At 66.1% G+C, this 15388-nt stretch carries 14 protein-coding genes and 1 pseudogene; 8 read left to right on the top strand and 7 right to left on the bottom strand.

All coding sequences use genetic code 11. From position 1 onward, the window contains the following. Window positions 1-98: 98 nt before the first annotated feature. Entirely contained in the window at window positions 99-959 is an 861-nt protein-coding gene (locus tag ACH2CY_RS17670) for a TauD/TfdA dioxygenase family protein (RefSeq protein ID WP_395020633.1), read from the top strand. Window positions 960-1054: 95 nt separating this feature from the next. Next, window positions 1055-1297 (top strand): hypothetical protein, encoded by a 243-nt coding sequence (locus ACH2CY_RS17665; protein ID WP_395020632.1) that lies wholly within the window; start codon window positions 1055-1057, stop codon window positions 1295-1297. Here ACH2CY_RS17665 and ACH2CY_RS17660 read toward each other — a convergent pair. Next, window positions 1294-1545, bottom strand: coding sequence for a hypothetical protein (locus ACH2CY_RS17660; RefSeq protein ID WP_395020631.1), 252 nt, complete (start codon window positions 1543-1545; stop codon window positions 1294-1296). The two genes, ACH2CY_RS17665 and ACH2CY_RS17660, sit on opposite strands and share 4 nt — an antisense overlap. Window positions 1546-1681: 136 nt before the next feature. On the opposite strand from ACH2CY_RS17660, the gene ACH2CY_RS17655 reads away from it, so the two are divergent. Further along, the gene (locus tag ACH2CY_RS17655) at window positions 1682-2074 is read left to right on the top strand and encodes a hypothetical protein (protein ID WP_395020630.1); all 393 of its coding nucleotides are present in this window, start codon (window positions 1682-1684) and stop codon (window positions 2072-2074) included. A gap of 9 nt (window positions 2075-2083) precedes the next feature. Here the strand turns inward: ACH2CY_RS17655 and ACH2CY_RS17650 are convergent, their stop codons facing one another. Continuing rightward, window positions 2084-3118, bottom strand: coding sequence for an agmatine/peptidylarginine deiminase (locus ACH2CY_RS17650; RefSeq protein WP_395020629.1), 1035 nt, complete (start codon window positions 3116-3118; stop codon window positions 2084-2086). A gap of 89 nt (window positions 3119-3207) precedes the next feature. Continuing rightward, window positions 3208-4989 (bottom strand): aspartate--tRNA ligase, encoded by a 1782-nt coding sequence (gene aspS / locus ACH2CY_RS17645; RefSeq protein ID WP_395020628.1) that lies wholly within the window; start codon window positions 4987-4989, stop codon window positions 3208-3210. A gap of 147 nt (window positions 4990-5136) precedes the next feature. Here aspS and rnd point away from each other — a divergent pair, with 147 nt between their 5' ends. Then, entirely contained in the window at window positions 5137-6312 is a 1176-nt protein-coding gene (rnd, locus tag ACH2CY_RS17640; protein ID WP_395020627.1) for a ribonuclease D, read from the top strand. Window positions 6313-6316: 4 nt separating this feature from the next. Further along, on the top strand, window positions 6317-7795 hold the full coding sequence (locus tag ACH2CY_RS17635) for a hypothetical protein (protein ID WP_395020626.1): 1479 nt from the start codon (window positions 6317-6319) through the stop codon (window positions 7793-7795). A gap of 3 nt (window positions 7796-7798) precedes the next feature. Here the strand turns inward: ACH2CY_RS17635 and ACH2CY_RS17630 are convergent, their stop codons facing one another. Both ACH2CY_RS17630 and ACH2CY_RS17625 read right to left on the bottom strand, forming a co-directional pair. After that, window positions 7799-9304 (bottom strand): Ppx/GppA family phosphatase, encoded by a 1506-nt coding sequence (locus ACH2CY_RS17630; protein WP_395020625.1) that lies wholly within the window; start codon window positions 9302-9304, stop codon window positions 7799-7801. Window positions 9305-9307: 3 nt separating this feature from the next. Then, window positions 9308-11473, bottom strand: coding sequence for an RNA degradosome polyphosphate kinase (locus tag ACH2CY_RS17625; protein WP_395020732.1), 2166 nt, complete (start codon window positions 11471-11473; stop codon window positions 9308-9310). Between the two features lie 270 nt (window positions 11474-11743). Between ACH2CY_RS17625 and ACH2CY_RS17620 the strand changes: the two genes are divergently transcribed. Together ACH2CY_RS17620 and ACH2CY_RS17615 are read left to right on the top strand one after the other, a co-directional pair. Continuing rightward, window positions 11744-12397: a PepSY domain-containing protein gene (locus ACH2CY_RS17620; RefSeq protein ID WP_395020624.1), complete on the top strand. Its 654-nt coding sequence runs from the start codon at window positions 11744-11746 to the stop codon at window positions 12395-12397. Between the two features lie 57 nt (window positions 12398-12454). Continuing rightward, a complete protein-coding gene (locus tag ACH2CY_RS17615; RefSeq protein ID WP_395020623.1) occupies window positions 12455-12970 on the top strand; it encodes a SixA phosphatase family protein in 516 nt (171 codons plus the stop codon). Window positions 12971-12976: 6 nt separating this feature from the next. Here the strand turns inward: ACH2CY_RS17615 and ACH2CY_RS17610 are convergent, their stop codons facing one another. After that, window positions 12977-14593, bottom strand: coding sequence for a CHAD domain-containing protein (locus ACH2CY_RS17610; RefSeq protein ID WP_395020622.1), 1617 nt, complete (start codon window positions 14591-14593; stop codon window positions 12977-12979). A gap of 219 nt (window positions 14594-14812) precedes the next feature. Between ACH2CY_RS17610 and ACH2CY_RS17605 the strand changes: the two genes are divergently transcribed. Then, window positions 14813-15271, top strand: a complete 459-nt coding sequence (locus ACH2CY_RS17605) for a c-type cytochrome (RefSeq protein ID WP_395020621.1) — start codon at window positions 14813-14815, stop codon at window positions 15269-15271. 14 nt (window positions 15272-15285) lie between these two features. Here the strand turns inward: ACH2CY_RS17605 and ACH2CY_RS17600 are convergent. Beyond that, window positions 15286-15388: pseudogene (locus tag ACH2CY_RS17600) on the bottom strand (IS5/IS1182 family transposase); the annotation flags it as partial.

The raw sequence follows: 15388 nt of genomic DNA, 5'->3' as shown, positions 1-15388 counted from the left end.
CCCTCCCCCGAGATCGGGGGAGGGCTAGGGAGGGGGTTGATGCAGCCGTGGTGTTTGCCAGAATGGACGCATCAGAAAGATCCAATGCGAGCAAACCCATGAACATCACCCCCGTCACCCCCGACCTCGGCGCCGAGATCCGCGGCGTCGACCTCCGGACCGCCGGCGCCGGCGAGATCTCCGAAATCCAGCAGGCTTTCACCCGGCATTCGGTGCTGTTCATCCGCGACCAGGACCTGTCGCTCGACGACCAGCTCGCCGTCACGCGGAAGTTCGGCAGCGTGCTGCGCGTGCCCTATGTGCAGGGCGTCGCCTCGCATCCCGACGTCATCGCCGTGCTGAAGGAAGCGTCGGAGCAGAAGATCTCCACCTTCGGCGGCACCTGGCACAGCGACTTCTCCTTCCTGGCCGAGCCGCCCGCGGCGACCCTGCTCTATTCGGTCGAGATCCCGCCGGTCGGCGGCGACACGATCTGGGCCAGCCAATATCTCGCCTATGCGGCGCTCTCCGACGGAATGAAGGCGCTGCTCGATCCCTTGCGCGCGGTCCATACCGGCTGGCCGCATGGCACGATCGGCCCCAACCCCGACGTGCCGGTCTCGAAGTCGATCCAGATGGTGCGCAACGATCCCAGCGCCGACCGCGAGGTGCTGCACCCGGTGGTGCGCGTGCATCCCGTCACCGGCCGCAAGGCGCTCTTCGTCAACCCGGTCTACACCCAGCGCTTCGAAGGCATGACGCAAGCGGAATCCAAACCCATCCTCGACTATCTGCATCAGCATAATGTGCGGGCAGAGTTCTGCTGCCGCTTCCGCTGGTCGCCGAAGACCCTCACCATGTGGGACAACCGCTGCCTGATGCATCTCGCGGTCAACGATTATGACGGCCATCGGCGCCTGCTCTACCGCACCACCACCGCCGGCGAAGCGCCCGCGGGCAGCGCGCAGCGGGCGGCCTGACACAGTCCGTTACAAATTTCACGGCTCCTTGACATCCATCGGCTGAAGAAGCCCGCTAAGATACGTGCGTCGCTCAGAGCAACGGGGAGCCCGCCATGACCAAGTCCACGCGTCTCATGCTTATCGGTGCCGGCGTCGGGATGGCGGCATCATTCGCCGCCGGTTTCGCGCTGGCTGCACAGCCGCATATGCAGGCGGCGCTGAAGGCCCTGCGTAATTCCAAGGCCGAGCTGGAGACCGCCCAGCCCGACAAGGCCGGCCATCGTGTGAAAGCGATCGGCCTGGTCGATCAGGCGATCGCCGAAGTGCAAGCCGGCATCGTCGCCGGCGCCAACTAATCCATCAACCCGAGCCGCGCCGGATCCATCCCGAGCCGGTCGGCCAGCTTGAACACCATCGCCCGGGTATGCATGGGCAAGGGATGCCGTCCGTCATGGGAGAAGCGGCAGACCGTCTCCACGGCCTGGGCGTGGCTGCCGGCGGTGACGAGGCGATCGACCTCGTCCATCTGCTCGGGCGAAAGGTTGCGTTGGACCTGGGCCAGGAGGTTCAGCAACACCCCCTGCATCTCGTCGTGTTCCTGCATGAACGAGCCCCCCGGCTGGTTGCAAGACCGCCCGAATGATACGCCCATCACACTTCGAAGGGAAAGCCGCCCACGCTTGTGCTTTGCGGCACCCGGTCCTAGCGTGCTGGCGGGGACGACGACCGAGGGAGCGAACATGCTATCGATATCGCGTTCCGGGGCCATCCTGCTGGCCGCCCTTCTCCTGCCCGCGGCGGGCGCCGCTGCGGACGATCTGACCGTCTCCTTCAAGTTCGGCTCGGCTGACAAGTGCTCCCGGAAATCGCCGGAGCTGAAGATCGGCAATGCGCCGGCCGGCACCACGCAGTTCAAGGTGCGGCTCCGCGACAACGACAAGCGGAGCTGGCGGCATGGCGGCGGCACGGTCGCCGCCGATGCCTCCGGCGTCATTCCGGCGGGCGCGCTGACCGACGGCTATAACGGCCCCTGTCCGCCCTCGGGCTCGCATGAATACGAATTCCTGGTCGAGGCCCTGGACGCCAACGGCGACACGCTCGCCGAAGGCAGCGCCACGCAGAGTTTTCCCTAAAGGTTTCCCCTAGGCCGAGGCTGCGTTCCCGGCCGGCTGCGGCAGGCAGATCGAATGAATCCCGCCGCCGCCATAGGCCAGCTCGATCACCGGGACTTGAACCACCTCGCGCTTGGGGAAGAGCTTGGCGATGGTGTCATAGGCCTTCTTGTCCGCCGCCCCGTCCTCATAGGCGGGCAGGATGACGGCGTCGTTCGGCAGGTAGAAGTTCACATAGGAGAGCGCCAGCCGCCGGCCTTCGGCGTCGAATTGCGGCCGCGGCTGCTCGATCTCGATGATCTCGAGGTCGCGGCCCGCCGCGTCCTTCGCGGCCTTCAATCGCGCCAGATTGTCGGCAAGGACCCGATGATTGGGGTCGGCGCTGTCGCTGCAAGTGAGCGCCAGCACCGTGCCCGGCTTCACGAAGCGCGCGAGATTCTGCACATGCCCGCCGCCGAAATCGTCCTGCAGTCCCTCGCCAAGCCAGATCACCTGCTTCACGCCGAGATGACGGATCAGTGACTCCTCGATCTGCTCGCGGGTCTTGTCCGGGTTGCGGTTGGGATTCAGCAGCACCGCCTCGGTCACCAGCAGGGTGCCCGCGCCATCGACATGCAGCGCGCCGCCTTCCAGCACCAGGTCGCCGTCATAGCGGCGCATCGTCAGGCTCTCGAGGATCTGCTCGGCAACCGCGTTGTCGCGGTCGTATTCCGGATAGCGATGGCCCCAGCCGTTGAAGTTCCAGTCGATGCCGGCGACCTGCTTCTCGGCGCTGGTGACGAAGACCGGACCCATGTCGCGGATCCAGCAATCGTCATGCGGCACCGAGACCTGGCTGACGCCGGTCTTGGTCAGCAGCGAGACCTCGGCCACGTTCTTCGGCTTCACCACCATGCTGACCGGCTCGAACTGCGCGACGGTGTTGGCGATCTCCGCCGCCGCCTCGCGCGCAGCCTCGATATGGTCGCCCCAGGCTTCGTCCCGGGCCGGCCAGGCCATCCAGCAGCGCGCGTGGTTCGCCCACTCGGCGGGCATTGTGAAGCCGTCGTCGAAAGGATTCGACATCGATCCTGTCTGTCGCCGTTGATCCGCCAGAAAGCCGATCCCAGTGCCCGGCGGCTCTTGTCGGCCGCTCGAGGAAGCCGGAGTCTGTCTTACTTTTTAACCAAAGGCAAATCGAGCTTCAGGTGGAGCTCCTTGAGCCGAGCGGACGGCACCTCCGCCGGCGCCTGCATCAGCAGGTCTTCCGCGCGCTGGTTCAAGGGGAAGGCGATCACTTCACGGATGTTCTTCTCTTCGGCCAACAGCATGACGATGCGGTCGATGCCCGGCGCCGAGCCGCCATGCGGGGGTGCGCCGAACTTGAACGCGTTCAGCATGCCGCCGAACTTGTTCTCCACTTCGCTGGCGGGATAGCCGGCGATCTCGAAGGCCTTGTACATGATCTCCGGCAGATGGTTCCGGATCGCGCCCGACGAGAGCTCCACGCCGTTGCAGACGATGTCGTACTGATAGGCGTTGATGGTGAGCGGGTCCTGCTCGTTCAGCGCCTTCAGCCCGCCCTGCGGCATCGAGAAGGGATTGTGGCTGAAGTCGATCTTCTTCAGGTCCTCGTTATACTCGTACATCGGGAAGTCGACGATCCAGCAGAACTCGAAATGCTTGGCGTTGATCAGCGCCAGGTCCTCGCCGAGCTTGGTGCGGACCGCGCCGGCGAACTTCTCGGCCACCGCCTTCTTGTCGCAGGCGAAGAACACCGCATCGCCGTCCTTGCAGCCGGTCGCTTGTTTGAGCTGGGCGATCCGCGCCTCGTCGAGGTTCTTGGCGATCGGGCCCTTGCCGCCGCCGGCCTCGAAGATCACGTAGCCGAGGCCCGCGGCCCCCTGCTCCTTGGCCCAGTCGTTGAACTTGTCGAAGAAGGAGCGCGGCTTTCCGCCCGCACCCGGCGCGGGAACCGCGCGCACCACCGAGCCGCCCTCGACCGCCTTCGCGAAGATGCCGAAGCCGGAGCCGCGGAAGACTTCGGAGACGTCCGAGATCAGGATCGGGTTGCGGAGATCCGGCTTGTCCGAGCCGTAGCGCAGCATGGATTCCACGAAGGGAATGCGGCGGAACGGCAGCGGCGAGACGGTGCGGTCGCCGGCGAATTCCTCGAACACCGCATGCAGCACCGGCTCGATGGTGTTGAAGACGTCGTCCTGCGTCACGTAGCTCATCTCGAAATCGAGCTGGTAGAACTCGCCGGGTGAGCGGTCCGCGCGGCCGTCCTCGTCGCGGAAGCAGGGCGCGATCTGGAAATAGCGGTCGAAGCCCGCGACCATGAGGAGTTGCTTGAACTGCTGCGGTGCCTGCGGCAGGGCGTAGAACTTGCCCGGATGGTTGCGCGAAGGCACCAGATAGTCGCGCGCCCCTTCCGGCGAGGACGAGGTCAGGATCGGGGTTTGGAACTCGGTGAAGCCGGCAGCCACCATGCGGCGGCGGATCGAGGCGATCACGTTGGCGCGCAGCAGGATGTTCTTGTGCACCCGCTCGCGGCGGAGATCGAGGAAGCGGTAGCGCAGGCGGAATTCCTCGCCGGCATCCTCGTCGCTATTGACCTGGATCGGCAGCTGGTCCGCCGCCGACTGCAGCTGGAAGTCCTGGACCTGGATCTCGATCTCGCCGGTCGGGAGCTTGGGGTTGATGGTCTCGGCCGTCCGCTTCACCACCTTGCCGGTGATGGTGACGACGCTCTCGAGCTTGGTCGGCTCGACCACCTTGAACAGCGGGCTCGAAATGTCGAGCACGCACTGGATCAGGCCGTAATGGTCGCGCAGATCGATGAAGACCAGGTTGCCGTGGTCGCGCTTGCGATGGACCCAGCCCGAGACCCGCACCACGGACCCCGAATCGGCGGCGCGGAGCGCGCCGCAGGTATGGGTGCGGTAGGGATGCATGGCTGAAGTCCTTCTGAACGGGAAAATCGCTGGAATCGGGGCGCAAAAGAGACGGGAAACCGCGCTTTGTCAAGGGTTTCGGCCCGCAGGACGGGTATCCGCCCAGGCGGCTTTCAGCCCCCGCCAAAAGGGGTTATAGCTTGCGCCATGAACGTATCGCAAAAGCCCCACGGCGGGGTCCTGATCGCCGATTCCGCAAGCCTGGCAGCGCTTTGCAGCCGGCTCGTGAAAGAGCCTTACATCACCATCGACACCGAGTTCCTGCGCGACAAGACCTTCTGGCCGCAGCTCTGTCTGATCCAGGTCGCTTCGCCGCATGAGGCCGCCGCCATCGACAGCCTGGCCGAGGGCCTGGACCTCGCCCCCCTGCTGGAGCTGCTGAAGAACCGGAACGTGGTGAAGGTCTTCCACGCCGCGCGGCAGGACTTGGAAATCTTCTACCACCTGATGGGCGAAGTCCCCGCCCCGATCGCCGACAGCCAGGTGATGGCGATGGCGGCCGGCTTCGGCGACTCCGCCAGCTACGAGACGCTTTGCGGGAAGCTCGCCAATGCCCGCGTGGACAAGCTCTCCCGCTTCACCGACTGGTCGCAGCGGCCGCTGACCGACCGGCAGATCGCCTATGCGCTCGACGACGTGACGCACCTCCAGGTGATCTACGAGAAGCTGAAGAAGAAGCTGGAATCAACCGGCCGCATGCAATGGCTGGCCGACGAAATGGCGATCCTGGAATCGCCTTCGACCTATACCGTCGATCCAATGAAATCCTGGATGCGCCTGAAGACCCGCTCCGACAAGCCGCGCTTCCTCGCGGTCCTGCGCGAGATCGCCGCCTGGCGCGAGCGCGAGGCGCAGACCCGCGACGTGCCCAGGAGCCGCCTCCTCAAGGACGAGACCCTGGTCGAGATCGCCGCCCATCCGCCGCGCGATGCCGATGCGCTCTCGCGCTGCCGCGGGCTTTCCAAGAGCTTCGCCGAAGGCCGCATGGGCGAGGCGATCCTGGAGGCGGTGAAGCGCGGCATCGACACGCCCGAGAGCGAATGCCCGAAGCTCGAGGCCCGGCCGGAAGTGCCGCCGGGACTGGGGCCGCTGATCGATCTCCTCCGCGTGCTCCTGAAGACCCGCTGCGACCAGCATGAAGTGGCGCAGAAGCTGGTCGCCAACAGCAGCGACCTCGAGCTGATCGCCGCCGACGACAATGCCGACGTGCAGGCCCTGAGCGGCTGGCGCCGCGAGCTGTTCGGCGCCGAGGCCTTGAACCTCAAGCACGGCAAGCTCGCCCTGACGGCGGCCGGCAAGCGCGTCAAGATCATCGAGGTCTGACCCCTTGAGCGAGAGTGCTGGTTCCGCCGACTCTCGCTTCGTCCTGCCCTTCCGGATTTCGACGCGGATCGCGATCGCGGCCGGCGCGATCCTGCTCGCCGCACTGATCCTGCGGATCCTCGGCGCCGACGGCGATCTCTGGCTCGACGAGCTCTGGAGCTTGAAGCTGATCGACGAGGTGAAGGCGCGCCACGACGTTTTCTGGGGCCTCGCGGTCGACAACAACCACTATCTCAACACGCTCTGGCTCTGGGTCGTCGGCGCCGATGCGCCGGTCCTGCTGCAGCGTGCCTTCTCGATCGCACTCGGCGTCGCCACGGTCGCCGCCGCCGGCCTGGCGCTGTGCCGCACGGGTGTTGCCGGCATGTTCTGCGCGATGATCCTCTTCGCCGTCAGCTATCCGATGGTGAACTACGGCTCGGAGGCGCGCGGCTATGCCGGCCTCATCCTGATGACCCTGCTGGCGATCCTGCTGACCGAAAGCGCCACGGCGGGCTCGCTCCGCGACCGGCGCCGGCTGGGTTTCGTCAACCTGGCCGCCGTCCTGTTCCAGCCGATCGCGCTCGGCGGCATCTGCGGCCTGATCCTCTGGAGCGTCTGGATGAACCGGCCCGCCGCCAAGCCGGACTTCGCCGCCCTTCGCCGACTGATCGTGGCAACCGAGGCCACTTTCTCCTGGACCGTTAGGCTGCTGATCCCGGTGGCGGCACTCATCACCTATGCGGTGCTGCATGCCGAGGGCTACCGCATCGCCGGCACCGATCCCTTCACCGCCGCGGGATTCGTCGCCGGCTATGGCGGGATGCTGCATCTCCTGCTGGGCCTGCCCGATGCCGCGCCGGACTGGGTTGCGCTGCTGATCGGCGCGGGGGTCTGCGCGCTCGGGCTGCTCTTGGCGCGCCGCCGGTCGCCGAATTTCGCGGCACTCACCTTCATCTTCCTGGTGGTGCTGCCGCTGGCGATGTTCATCGCGCGGCTGCCCAACATCCATTTCCCGCGCTATTACCTCGCCTCGGCGGTGGTCTTCCTGCTGGTGCTGGCCGATCTCTTCGCCGCGGCCTGGGCCCGTGGCGCGGTCCTGCGATTGCTGGGCGCGGCGCTGCTGCTCGCGATCGCGATCGGCAATCTTGCTGACGTGTCGCGGCTGCTGCGCGACGGCCGCGATCAGTCCGCCACGGTCATGAAGATGATCGCCGGCGCCGGGCCGGTGCTGGTCACCTCGGATCAGGACGTCCGCAACCGGCCGATCGTCGAGTTCTTCGCGGCGCGCTTCGACCTGCCGCTCACCTATGTGCCGACCCAGGAGATCTGCGCCAAGCAACCGGAATGGCTGCTCTCGAGCTCACTCGATGCCGAGATGCCGGAGACGCTCGACACCTCGATCGTCGGCTGCCCGAAGATCTACCGGAAAGAGGCCTCCTTCCCGCAATGGGGACTCTCCGGCCTGCCCTGGACCGTCTATCGCGCGGAGCACCCGCAGTAGGGATCAGGCGATCGCGGTCGCCAGGCCGAAGGCGCGCCCCGCCGCATCGAGGCGGCGCTGGATCGCCTCGCCGAACAGCGCCTCGCCGCCCTTCGGCAGATGCAGGGTCAGTCGCGCGCTGGATTTCTCGATCGAGGTCAGGCCCAGCATATGCTCGGTGCCGCCGCTCAAGGCATAGGCCAGCCGGATCGTGGCGCCGACCCGGGCGGCGAAGGCCATGTCGTCTTCGGTCAGCAGATGCCGGACCGGATCGAACTCCGCCGCATCGGCCGACCCGCCGTAGCGGATCGCCAGGATCAGCGCCAGGGTCACGCGCTCCGCATGGGTGATGCCGGCGACCGGCAGGCGCAGCGCCCGCATGAAGGCGTGCTCGGCGCGGTAATCCGGGTGCTCCCGCCAGGCGATGTCGGAGAGGATGCAGGCCGCCTCGCGCAATCTCGCGCGGGCATGGCCTTCGCTCCGGAACAGCGGCAGCAGCCAGTCGTCGAGCTGGTCCATCACCTGGCCGAAGCGCCCTTCCGCGCCGGCGAGATCGGCGCAGCCGACCAGCAGCGGATCGGCGCTCTGCGCCTCCTCGTCCAGGCGGCTGAACAGGAAGCCTTCGCGCAGGCCATAGGCCGAGAAGAGAATGAGGCTGGGCTTGGTCAGCTTCAGCAGGCGCTCGAGCACCAGCACGCCCAGGGGCAGAGTCTCCATGCGGCGGCGCGAGACGCCGGCGATGTCGGCCAGCGAACGCTTGCCGAGGCGGCTCAAGAGCTTGGCCAGGTCCTCGGCTTCGCGGCGCTGCATCCGGTATTCGTGGATGACCCGCAGCGGGTAGTCGTTCTGCTCCATGTGGATGCGGGCGAAGCCGCGCCAGGTGCCGCCGACCGGGTAGAGCGTCTTGCCCTTGACCTCGTCCAGCCAGTCCAGCTTCTCCAGCTGCTTGTCGATCAGCTTCTGCGCGGCGTCGAGATCGCCGCCGGTCGCTTCCACCAGCCGCAGCGGCCCCAGCGGCAAGGTCACATGATGGCCGATCTTGCCCTTGTTGATCGCAACCAGCTCCAGGCTGCCGCCGCCGAGATCGCCCATCAGCCCATCGGCCTCCGGCACGCCGGCAATGACGCCCATCGCAGAAAGACGCGCCTCTTCCTCGCCGCTGACGATCCGGACCTTGCGGCCGGTCTTCTTCTCGATCTCGGCGGTGAAGGCCTTGCCGTCGCCGGCATCGCGCACGGCCGCGGTCGCCAGCATGTCGATCTCCTCGACCCCCATCGCCTCCGCCATGGTGACGAAGCGGGCGATGTTGACCAGGGCCGCCTTGACGCCGTCCGGATTGAGCTGGCCGGTTTTCTCCAGGCCCTTGCCGAGCCCGGGCTGGGCCTTCTCGTTGAAGACCGGCACGGGGCAGCGCGATCGCTTGTCGAAGACGACGAGTCGGAGCGAGTTGGAGCCGATGTCGATCACGGCCACGCGGCCGGGCCGCGCCGCCCGGGCAGCAGCCGCGGCTTTCCGAAGCGATGCAGTCAAACTTTAAGCCTTCTGCAGCAGGTCGAGCTTTGGTGCTTTCTTCTGCTTCTTAAGCGCGGAGCCGCGCCCTGACAAGCTTGGATTGGTCATGAAGTAGGTATGGGCACTGAAGCCCTCCTTGCCTTCCGGCGGGCTCAGCCGGCGATACTCGCCGCTCTGGTCCATCTCCCAGCTTTGCAGATTGTCCTTCAGGTTCGCGACCATGATCTGGTCGAGGATCTGCTGGTGCACGGTCGGGTTCTCGATCGGGACCAGCAGCTCGAGTCGGCGGTCGAGGTTGCGCGGCATCCAGTCGGCCGAGGAGATGAAGACCTTGGCGTTGCGCGAGGGCAGCGCATGGCCGGCGCCGAAGCAAACGATGCGCGAATGCTCCAGGAAGCGCCCGACGATGCTCTTCACCCGGATATTCTCCGACATGCCGGGCACGCCGGGGCGGAGACAGCAGATGCCGCGCACCACCAGGTGCACCTTCACGCCGAAGCCACTCGCCTTGTAGAGCGCGTCGATGATGCCGGGATCGACCAGGGAGTTGACCTTGCCCCAGATGTTCGCCGGGCGCCCCGCCTTGGCATGCTCGATCTCGTCGTCGATCAGCTTCAGCAGCGTGGGACGCAGGGTCATCGGCGCGAAGGCGACCTTCTCGGTGCCCTCGGGACGGGCATAGCCGGTCATGTAGTTGAAGATGCGCGCGGCATCGTGACACAGGCCTGGATCGGCCGTGAAGAAGCTCAGGTCGGTATAGACCTTGGCGGTGATCGGGTGGTAGTTGCCGGTGCCGTAATGCACATAGGTCCTCAAGTTGGCGCCCTCGCGGCGCATCACCATCGAGACCTTGGCATGGGTCTTCAGCTGCACGAAGCCATAGACCACCTGCACGCCGACCCGCTCCAGGTCGCGGGCCCAGCGGATGTTGGCGGCCTCGTCGAAGCGGGCTTTGAGCTCGACCAGGGCGGTGACCGACTTGCCGGCCTCCGCCGCCTCGATCAGCGCCTTGACGATGGGCGAGTCTTCCGAGGTGCGGTAGAGCGTCTGCTTGATCGCGACCACGTTCGGGTCGCGCGCCGCCTGGAGGATGAACTGCACCACGACGTCGAAGCTCTCGAACGGGTGATGGACGACGATGTCCTTCTGGCGGATGGCGGCGAAGCAGTCGCCCTTCATGTCGCGGATCCGCTCCGGGAAGCGCGGGTTGAACGGCTGGAACTTCAAGTCCGGCCGCTCGTCGATGATCAGCTTCGAAGTGGCCGGGAGACCGATGATGCCGTCCAGCAGGAACACGTCCTCGCGGCTGGCATCGAGCTCGTCGATGATCTCGGCCAGCAGGTCCTCCGGCATCTCGGCATTGACTTCGAGGCGGATGACCGAGCCGAGGCGCCTGGCTTTGAGCGCGGTCTCGAACAGGCGGACCAGGTCTTCCGCCTCTTCCATCACCTCGATCTCGCTGTCGCGGATCAGCCGGAAATAGCCGTGGTCGACCAGCTCGTAACCGGGGAACAAGCGGTGGAGATAGAGGCCCACCAGGGCTTCCAGGGTGAGGAAGCGGACATTCTTTGGATCGATGCCGGGAAAGCGGATGAAGCGCGGCAGCTGGTTCGGCACCGGGATCAGCGCCTTCATCATCTTGCCGTCGGAGGTGTTCTTCAGCTGCATCACCATCGCAAATCCCTGGTTCGGGATGAACGGGAAGGGATGCGCCGGGTCGATCGCCATCGGCGTCAGCACCGGGAAGATCTGGTCGAGGAAATAGCTGTCGAGCCATTCCTTCTCCGCCGCCGAGATTTCGGCGACATCGACCACATAGAGTCCGTTGTCGCGCAGCTCCTGGCGGAGCGTGCGCCAATGAGTCTGCTGGTCGCGCATCAGCTCGCCGCTGCGCTGGTTGATCGCCGCCAGCTGCTGGCGCGGGGTCAACCCGTCGGCGCTGACCGCGGAGACGTTGGCGCGCACCTGGCCGCGCAGGCCGGCGACGCGCACCATGAAGAACTCGTCGAGGTTGTTGGCCGAGATCGAGAGGAAGCGCAGGCGTTCCAGCAGCGGGTGGTTCTTGTTCCCCGCTTCTTCCAGGACCCGCTCGTTGAAGGCGAGCCAGGAAAGCTCCCGGTTCACGAAGCGGCTGAGCTCGCCCTGATAGGCACCCGCATCGTTCGCCGGCTGCTTCTGCTCGTCCAATTCCTTGATCGCCGTATCGGCCACTGCTGCTCCTCCGCCGGTCTCGCGCCCCGGCCCTATGGTCCTGTCGAAGCTAAGACATTTAATTGGTCAATTCATCCCGCATCGTTAATTTCCGCCCGGCCTCAACAAAACTGTCACCTTCGGGACTTATCGTTCCTTCAGATTACGAATGATTCTTAATTGCTCTAAAATCGCACCCGATTACCGACCGAACGGAAGCGAGAATATGGGCTTGAAATCAGACGGTTATCAGCATCGCAGGAGGCCATGGCCATGCTGTGGCGGATCTTCGTCATCCTCCATCGCTGGGTCGGGCTGACGATCGCCGCCTTTCTCTTCGTCTCCGGCCTGACCGGCGCGGTAATCTCATGGGATCACGAGTTCGCCGAGCTCATCAACCCGCATCTGGTCGAGGCGCCGGTGGTCCAACGGGGGCCGCGGCCCCTTCCTCGACCCGCTGGTCCTGGCCGAGAAGCTGGCGGCGGACGAGCCCCAATCTTACGTCACCTATGTGCCGCTGCATCCCGAGGCCGGCCACAGCCTGCCCTTGGGGGTCGAGCCGCGCTTCAACCCGGAGACCCAGGACCTCTACGAGACCGGCTACAACCACGTCTTCTTCGATCCGGTGACCGTCCCGGCGGCGAGCATGATCCCGGCCTCGGCTCCGACATCCTCTATTTCGACAGCGCCGACGGGCGCTATATCGGCGACTGGATTCCCTGGCGCGGCACCGCCGGCGATCTCTTCATCCAGATGCAGTTCCCGGTGCATTCGGGCCGCATCTTCAGTATCCCCGGCCGCATCCTGATCTCCGCCATGGGCCTCGGCGTCGCCATGCTTTCGCTCACCGGGAGGGGTGATCTGGCTCCGGAAGCGGCGCGCCCGCCCGGCCCTGCGCCGGCCGTCCGGCGTGACACATGAGCGCAACATGGTGAGCGCGGAGTAGCCCCTCCGCGTCACTGTGCTAGTCTCGCGGCCATGAAGACGCTGATTCTGATGCGCCATGCCAAGTCGGCCTGGGGCGATCCGCACCAGAAGGATGCCGACCGGCCATTGAGTGGCCGCGGCCGCAAGGCGGCACCGCAGATGGGTGCCTGGCTGGCAGGCCAGGGCTATCGGCCCGATGTCGTGCTTTGCTCGACCGCGCAGCGGACCCGCGAGACGCTGGATCTGATGAAGCCGAGCCTGCCGGCCGACGCGGTGATCGAGTATGCGCGGGCGCTCTATCTGGCGCCGCCCCGGGAGATGCTGACCGAGATCAACAAGGTGCCGGCAACGGCGGCGACGGTCCTGCTGCTCGGCCACAATCCCGGCATCGGCAGTCTTGCCGCCCTGCTCGCCGGCAGCGGCGATGCCAAGGCCTTGGCCAATATGCACGGCAAGTTTCCGACCGCGGCGATAGCAGTGCTGGGCTTCGACGTCGCGCGGTGGAGCGATCTGCCGACGGGCAGCGGGAAGCTGCTCGCCTTCATGCGGCCGCGCGATCTGGACTAGAGGCATCTAGCCCTTCGCGTCATTCCAGAAGCGTTTTTCATCGGCGAAGCTCTTCCACACACCCTCGAAGCCAGCGAGGTCGCGGTCGATTCGCGCGGTCTGCCAGCCGAGCACCAGGCCTTGCAGCAGATTGGCGTCAGCCGCCGCCATGCCGCGGTCGACCATCAGGCGTTGCGCCAGTGCACTCAGGACCTGGCGGCTGACGAAGGCATCGTTCAAGGAACCGAGGCTGTCCTGGATCGCGGTCAGCGACGCGATGTATTTCTTGGTCGGCTTGGGCTTGAACAGCGAGTGAAAGGCCTCGGCGGCGTAGCGCATCTTCTTCGCCAGGATCCGCAGCCGATGCAGCTCGGGCTCCGGCAGCAGATCGTAGCGGCCGCCGAGCCGCATCAGCCGCTTGTGCCGCGATTGCAGCAAAGGCCGTGCGAAATCGCCGACCGGGGCGCCCAGCCGCGCCCGCGCCGAGGCGCGGCGCCAGTCGCCGGAATGGAGCTGGCGATAGAGCTGGATCAGCATCGCGACATAGCGCGGGTTCTCGATCGCGAGATGCGCCGCCCGCCGCGCCTCGGCCCGCGCGGTCTCGGCGGTCTCCATCAGCTGCTCGAACGCCGGTTGCGCACGGAGCCGGTTATGGATCGGCTGCAGCGTCTCGGCGATCAGCACGTCGAGATCGCGGGCCGGACCGAACTGGCGCTGCATCCACCGGAGGTCGATCGAGATCATGGCCTGGACGTCGTCGTCCACCAGGTCGCGAAAGGCGCTGACGATTGCGCGAAGGCGGCGCAGCGCCACGCGGAACTGGTGGATCGCCTCGTCATCCTCGGTCGAGAGCACCGCCTCCTCGTTGGCGCGGAGCTGGTCGAGGCAGTTGTTGACGATGGCGACGAAGGCCTCTTCGGTCGAAAGCTCGGGCGAGAGGGTGATCGGCTGCGCCTTGTGCGGCTCCGGATCGCGGCCATCCGCCAGGGCATAGCCGCGGGCCGCCTTGGTCTCGGCGCCGAGCCGGACCGGCACCTCCTCGGCCAGTTGCAGCGCCAGCTGCTCGGCGAGGTCGTAGAGCGCGGCGGGGTCGCCGGATTTCAGCTCGAGCTCGATTTCCGCGATCGGCAGGCGCCGCCCGCCGGCGGTGATGGTGCCGAGGTCAACCGCCACCTCGATCATCGAGCTGCCGCGCTCGGTCAGGAAGGCCGAACGCTGAAACCGCGTCTCGAAGATCGGGCGCAGCCGCCGCCAGATGTTCTCGCGCTCGAGCTTGCGGGCGAGCTTCGGGTCGGTGACGGCCGAGAGCTGCGGCCGGTCGCTGTCGATCTCGGCCTCGATCTCCTGGAAATTCTGCAGGCCGCCGGGACCCGGGGCCGGGGCTTTCAGGGTCTGGATCCTTTTGCGGCCGATTTTGCGGACGCGCAAGGCCATGCGCTGGCCGGACAGCCATTGATCGGCGGTGTCGTAATAGGTGGATTCCAGCCGCGCGCGATGCAGGCCGGCGAGACTGGGTTCGGGCTCCGGCTCGACGCCCGCGTTCGCGGCGGGTTCGGCTGTCGCGACCGCCTCGGCGGGTGCGAGCAGGCTCCGCAGCGCCGGTCGGCGGAGGATTCCGGCAGCCGTGTCCGGCGGCAGGAGCAACTTAAGTTCTGTTTCCACCGCCATGAAATCAACGAGCCTGATTTCCCCGGCGCGACCTTATGGTCATGCCCCAGTTCGAAAAAGTGACCGTTCCGTGACGCTATTGTTTCAGCCTAACCATTTCTCACAAGGCCGTGAACAGGGTCCTAAGACCAATGCGGCCGGTTAACGGAGACCGCATAATCGCGCCTCCAATCACCCGTCAGCAAGGGAGTCGCAATGACAAGGTTGAAGAAAACGGCCTGGGCCAAGGCCGTGTGCGCTGTTGCTGCCCTAACGGTGGGCGGGGTTGCCGCCTGGGCAGCGGACGACGTCATCAAGACGCGCCAGGCCGATATGAAGGAAATGGGCAAGAGCCTGAAGGCGATCAAAGGCATCATCGACGCCGGCGGCAACGCCGCGGACGTGGTGGCGCCGGCCAACAAGATCGTCGAGGTCGCCGGCCTCATCCCCTCGCTGTTCCCCAAGGGCTCCGATCAGGGCAAGACCGCGGCCCTGCCGAACATCTGGGAAAACTGGGACGCGTTCACCAAGCATGCCGACGACCTGAAGGCCGAAGCCACCATGCTGGCCTCGGCCGGCCAGTCGGGCGATCTCGCCACCGTGCGCGCCCAGTTCGACAAGACCGCGAAGATGTGCGGCGCCTGCCACCAGGACAACAAGAAGAAGGAAGACTGATCTAGGTAGTGGACTCATAAATACCGGGTCCAGAGGCGGGTTGAGGCGAGAGCGACGGCTGCGAGGAAGTTCCTGGCGAGCTTGTCGAAGCGAGTGGCGATGCGCCTGAAGTGTTTG

The sequence above is a fragment of the Dongia sp. genome, assembly GCF_041905885.1.
Classification (GTDB): domain Bacteria; phylum Pseudomonadota; class Alphaproteobacteria; order Dongiales; family Dongiaceae; genus Dongia.
The sequence above is the reverse complement of the archived record's forward strand: the minus strand, read 5'-3'. Positions and strand labels throughout refer to the sequence as shown.

Coding starts and splice junctions, on each gene's coding strand:
- ACH2CY_RS17670 (WP_395020633.1), top strand. CDS start 99: ATGAACATCACCCCCGTCACCCCCGACCTCGGCGCCGAGATCCGCGGC.
- ACH2CY_RS17665 (WP_395020632.1), top strand. CDS start 1,055: ATGACCAAGTCCACGCGTCTCATGCTTATCGGTGCCGGCGTCGGGATG.
- ACH2CY_RS17660 (WP_395020631.1), bottom strand. CDS start 1,545: ATGCAGGAACACGACGAGATGCAGGGGGTGTTGCTGAACCTCCTGGCC.
- ACH2CY_RS17655 (WP_395020630.1), top strand. CDS start 1,682: ATGCTATCGATATCGCGTTCCGGGGCCATCCTGCTGGCCGCCCTTCTC.
- ACH2CY_RS17650 (WP_395020629.1), bottom strand. CDS start 3,118: ATGTCGAATCCTTTCGACGACGGCTTCACAATGCCCGCCGAGTGGGCG.
- aspS (WP_395020628.1), bottom strand. CDS start 4,989: ATGCATCCCTACCGCACCCATACCTGCGGCGCGCTCCGCGCCGCCGAT.
- rnd (WP_395020627.1), top strand. CDS start 5,137: ATGAACGTATCGCAAAAGCCCCACGGCGGGGTCCTGATCGCCGATTCC.
- ACH2CY_RS17620 (WP_395020624.1), top strand. CDS start 11,744: ATGGCCATGCTGTGGCGGATCTTCGTCATCCTCCATCGCTGGGTCGGG.
- ACH2CY_RS17615 (WP_395020623.1), top strand. CDS start 12,455: ATGAAGACGCTGATTCTGATGCGCCATGCCAAGTCGGCCTGGGGCGAT.
- ACH2CY_RS17605 (WP_395020621.1), top strand. CDS start 14,813: ATGACAAGGTTGAAGAAAACGGCCTGGGCCAAGGCCGTGTGCGCTGTT.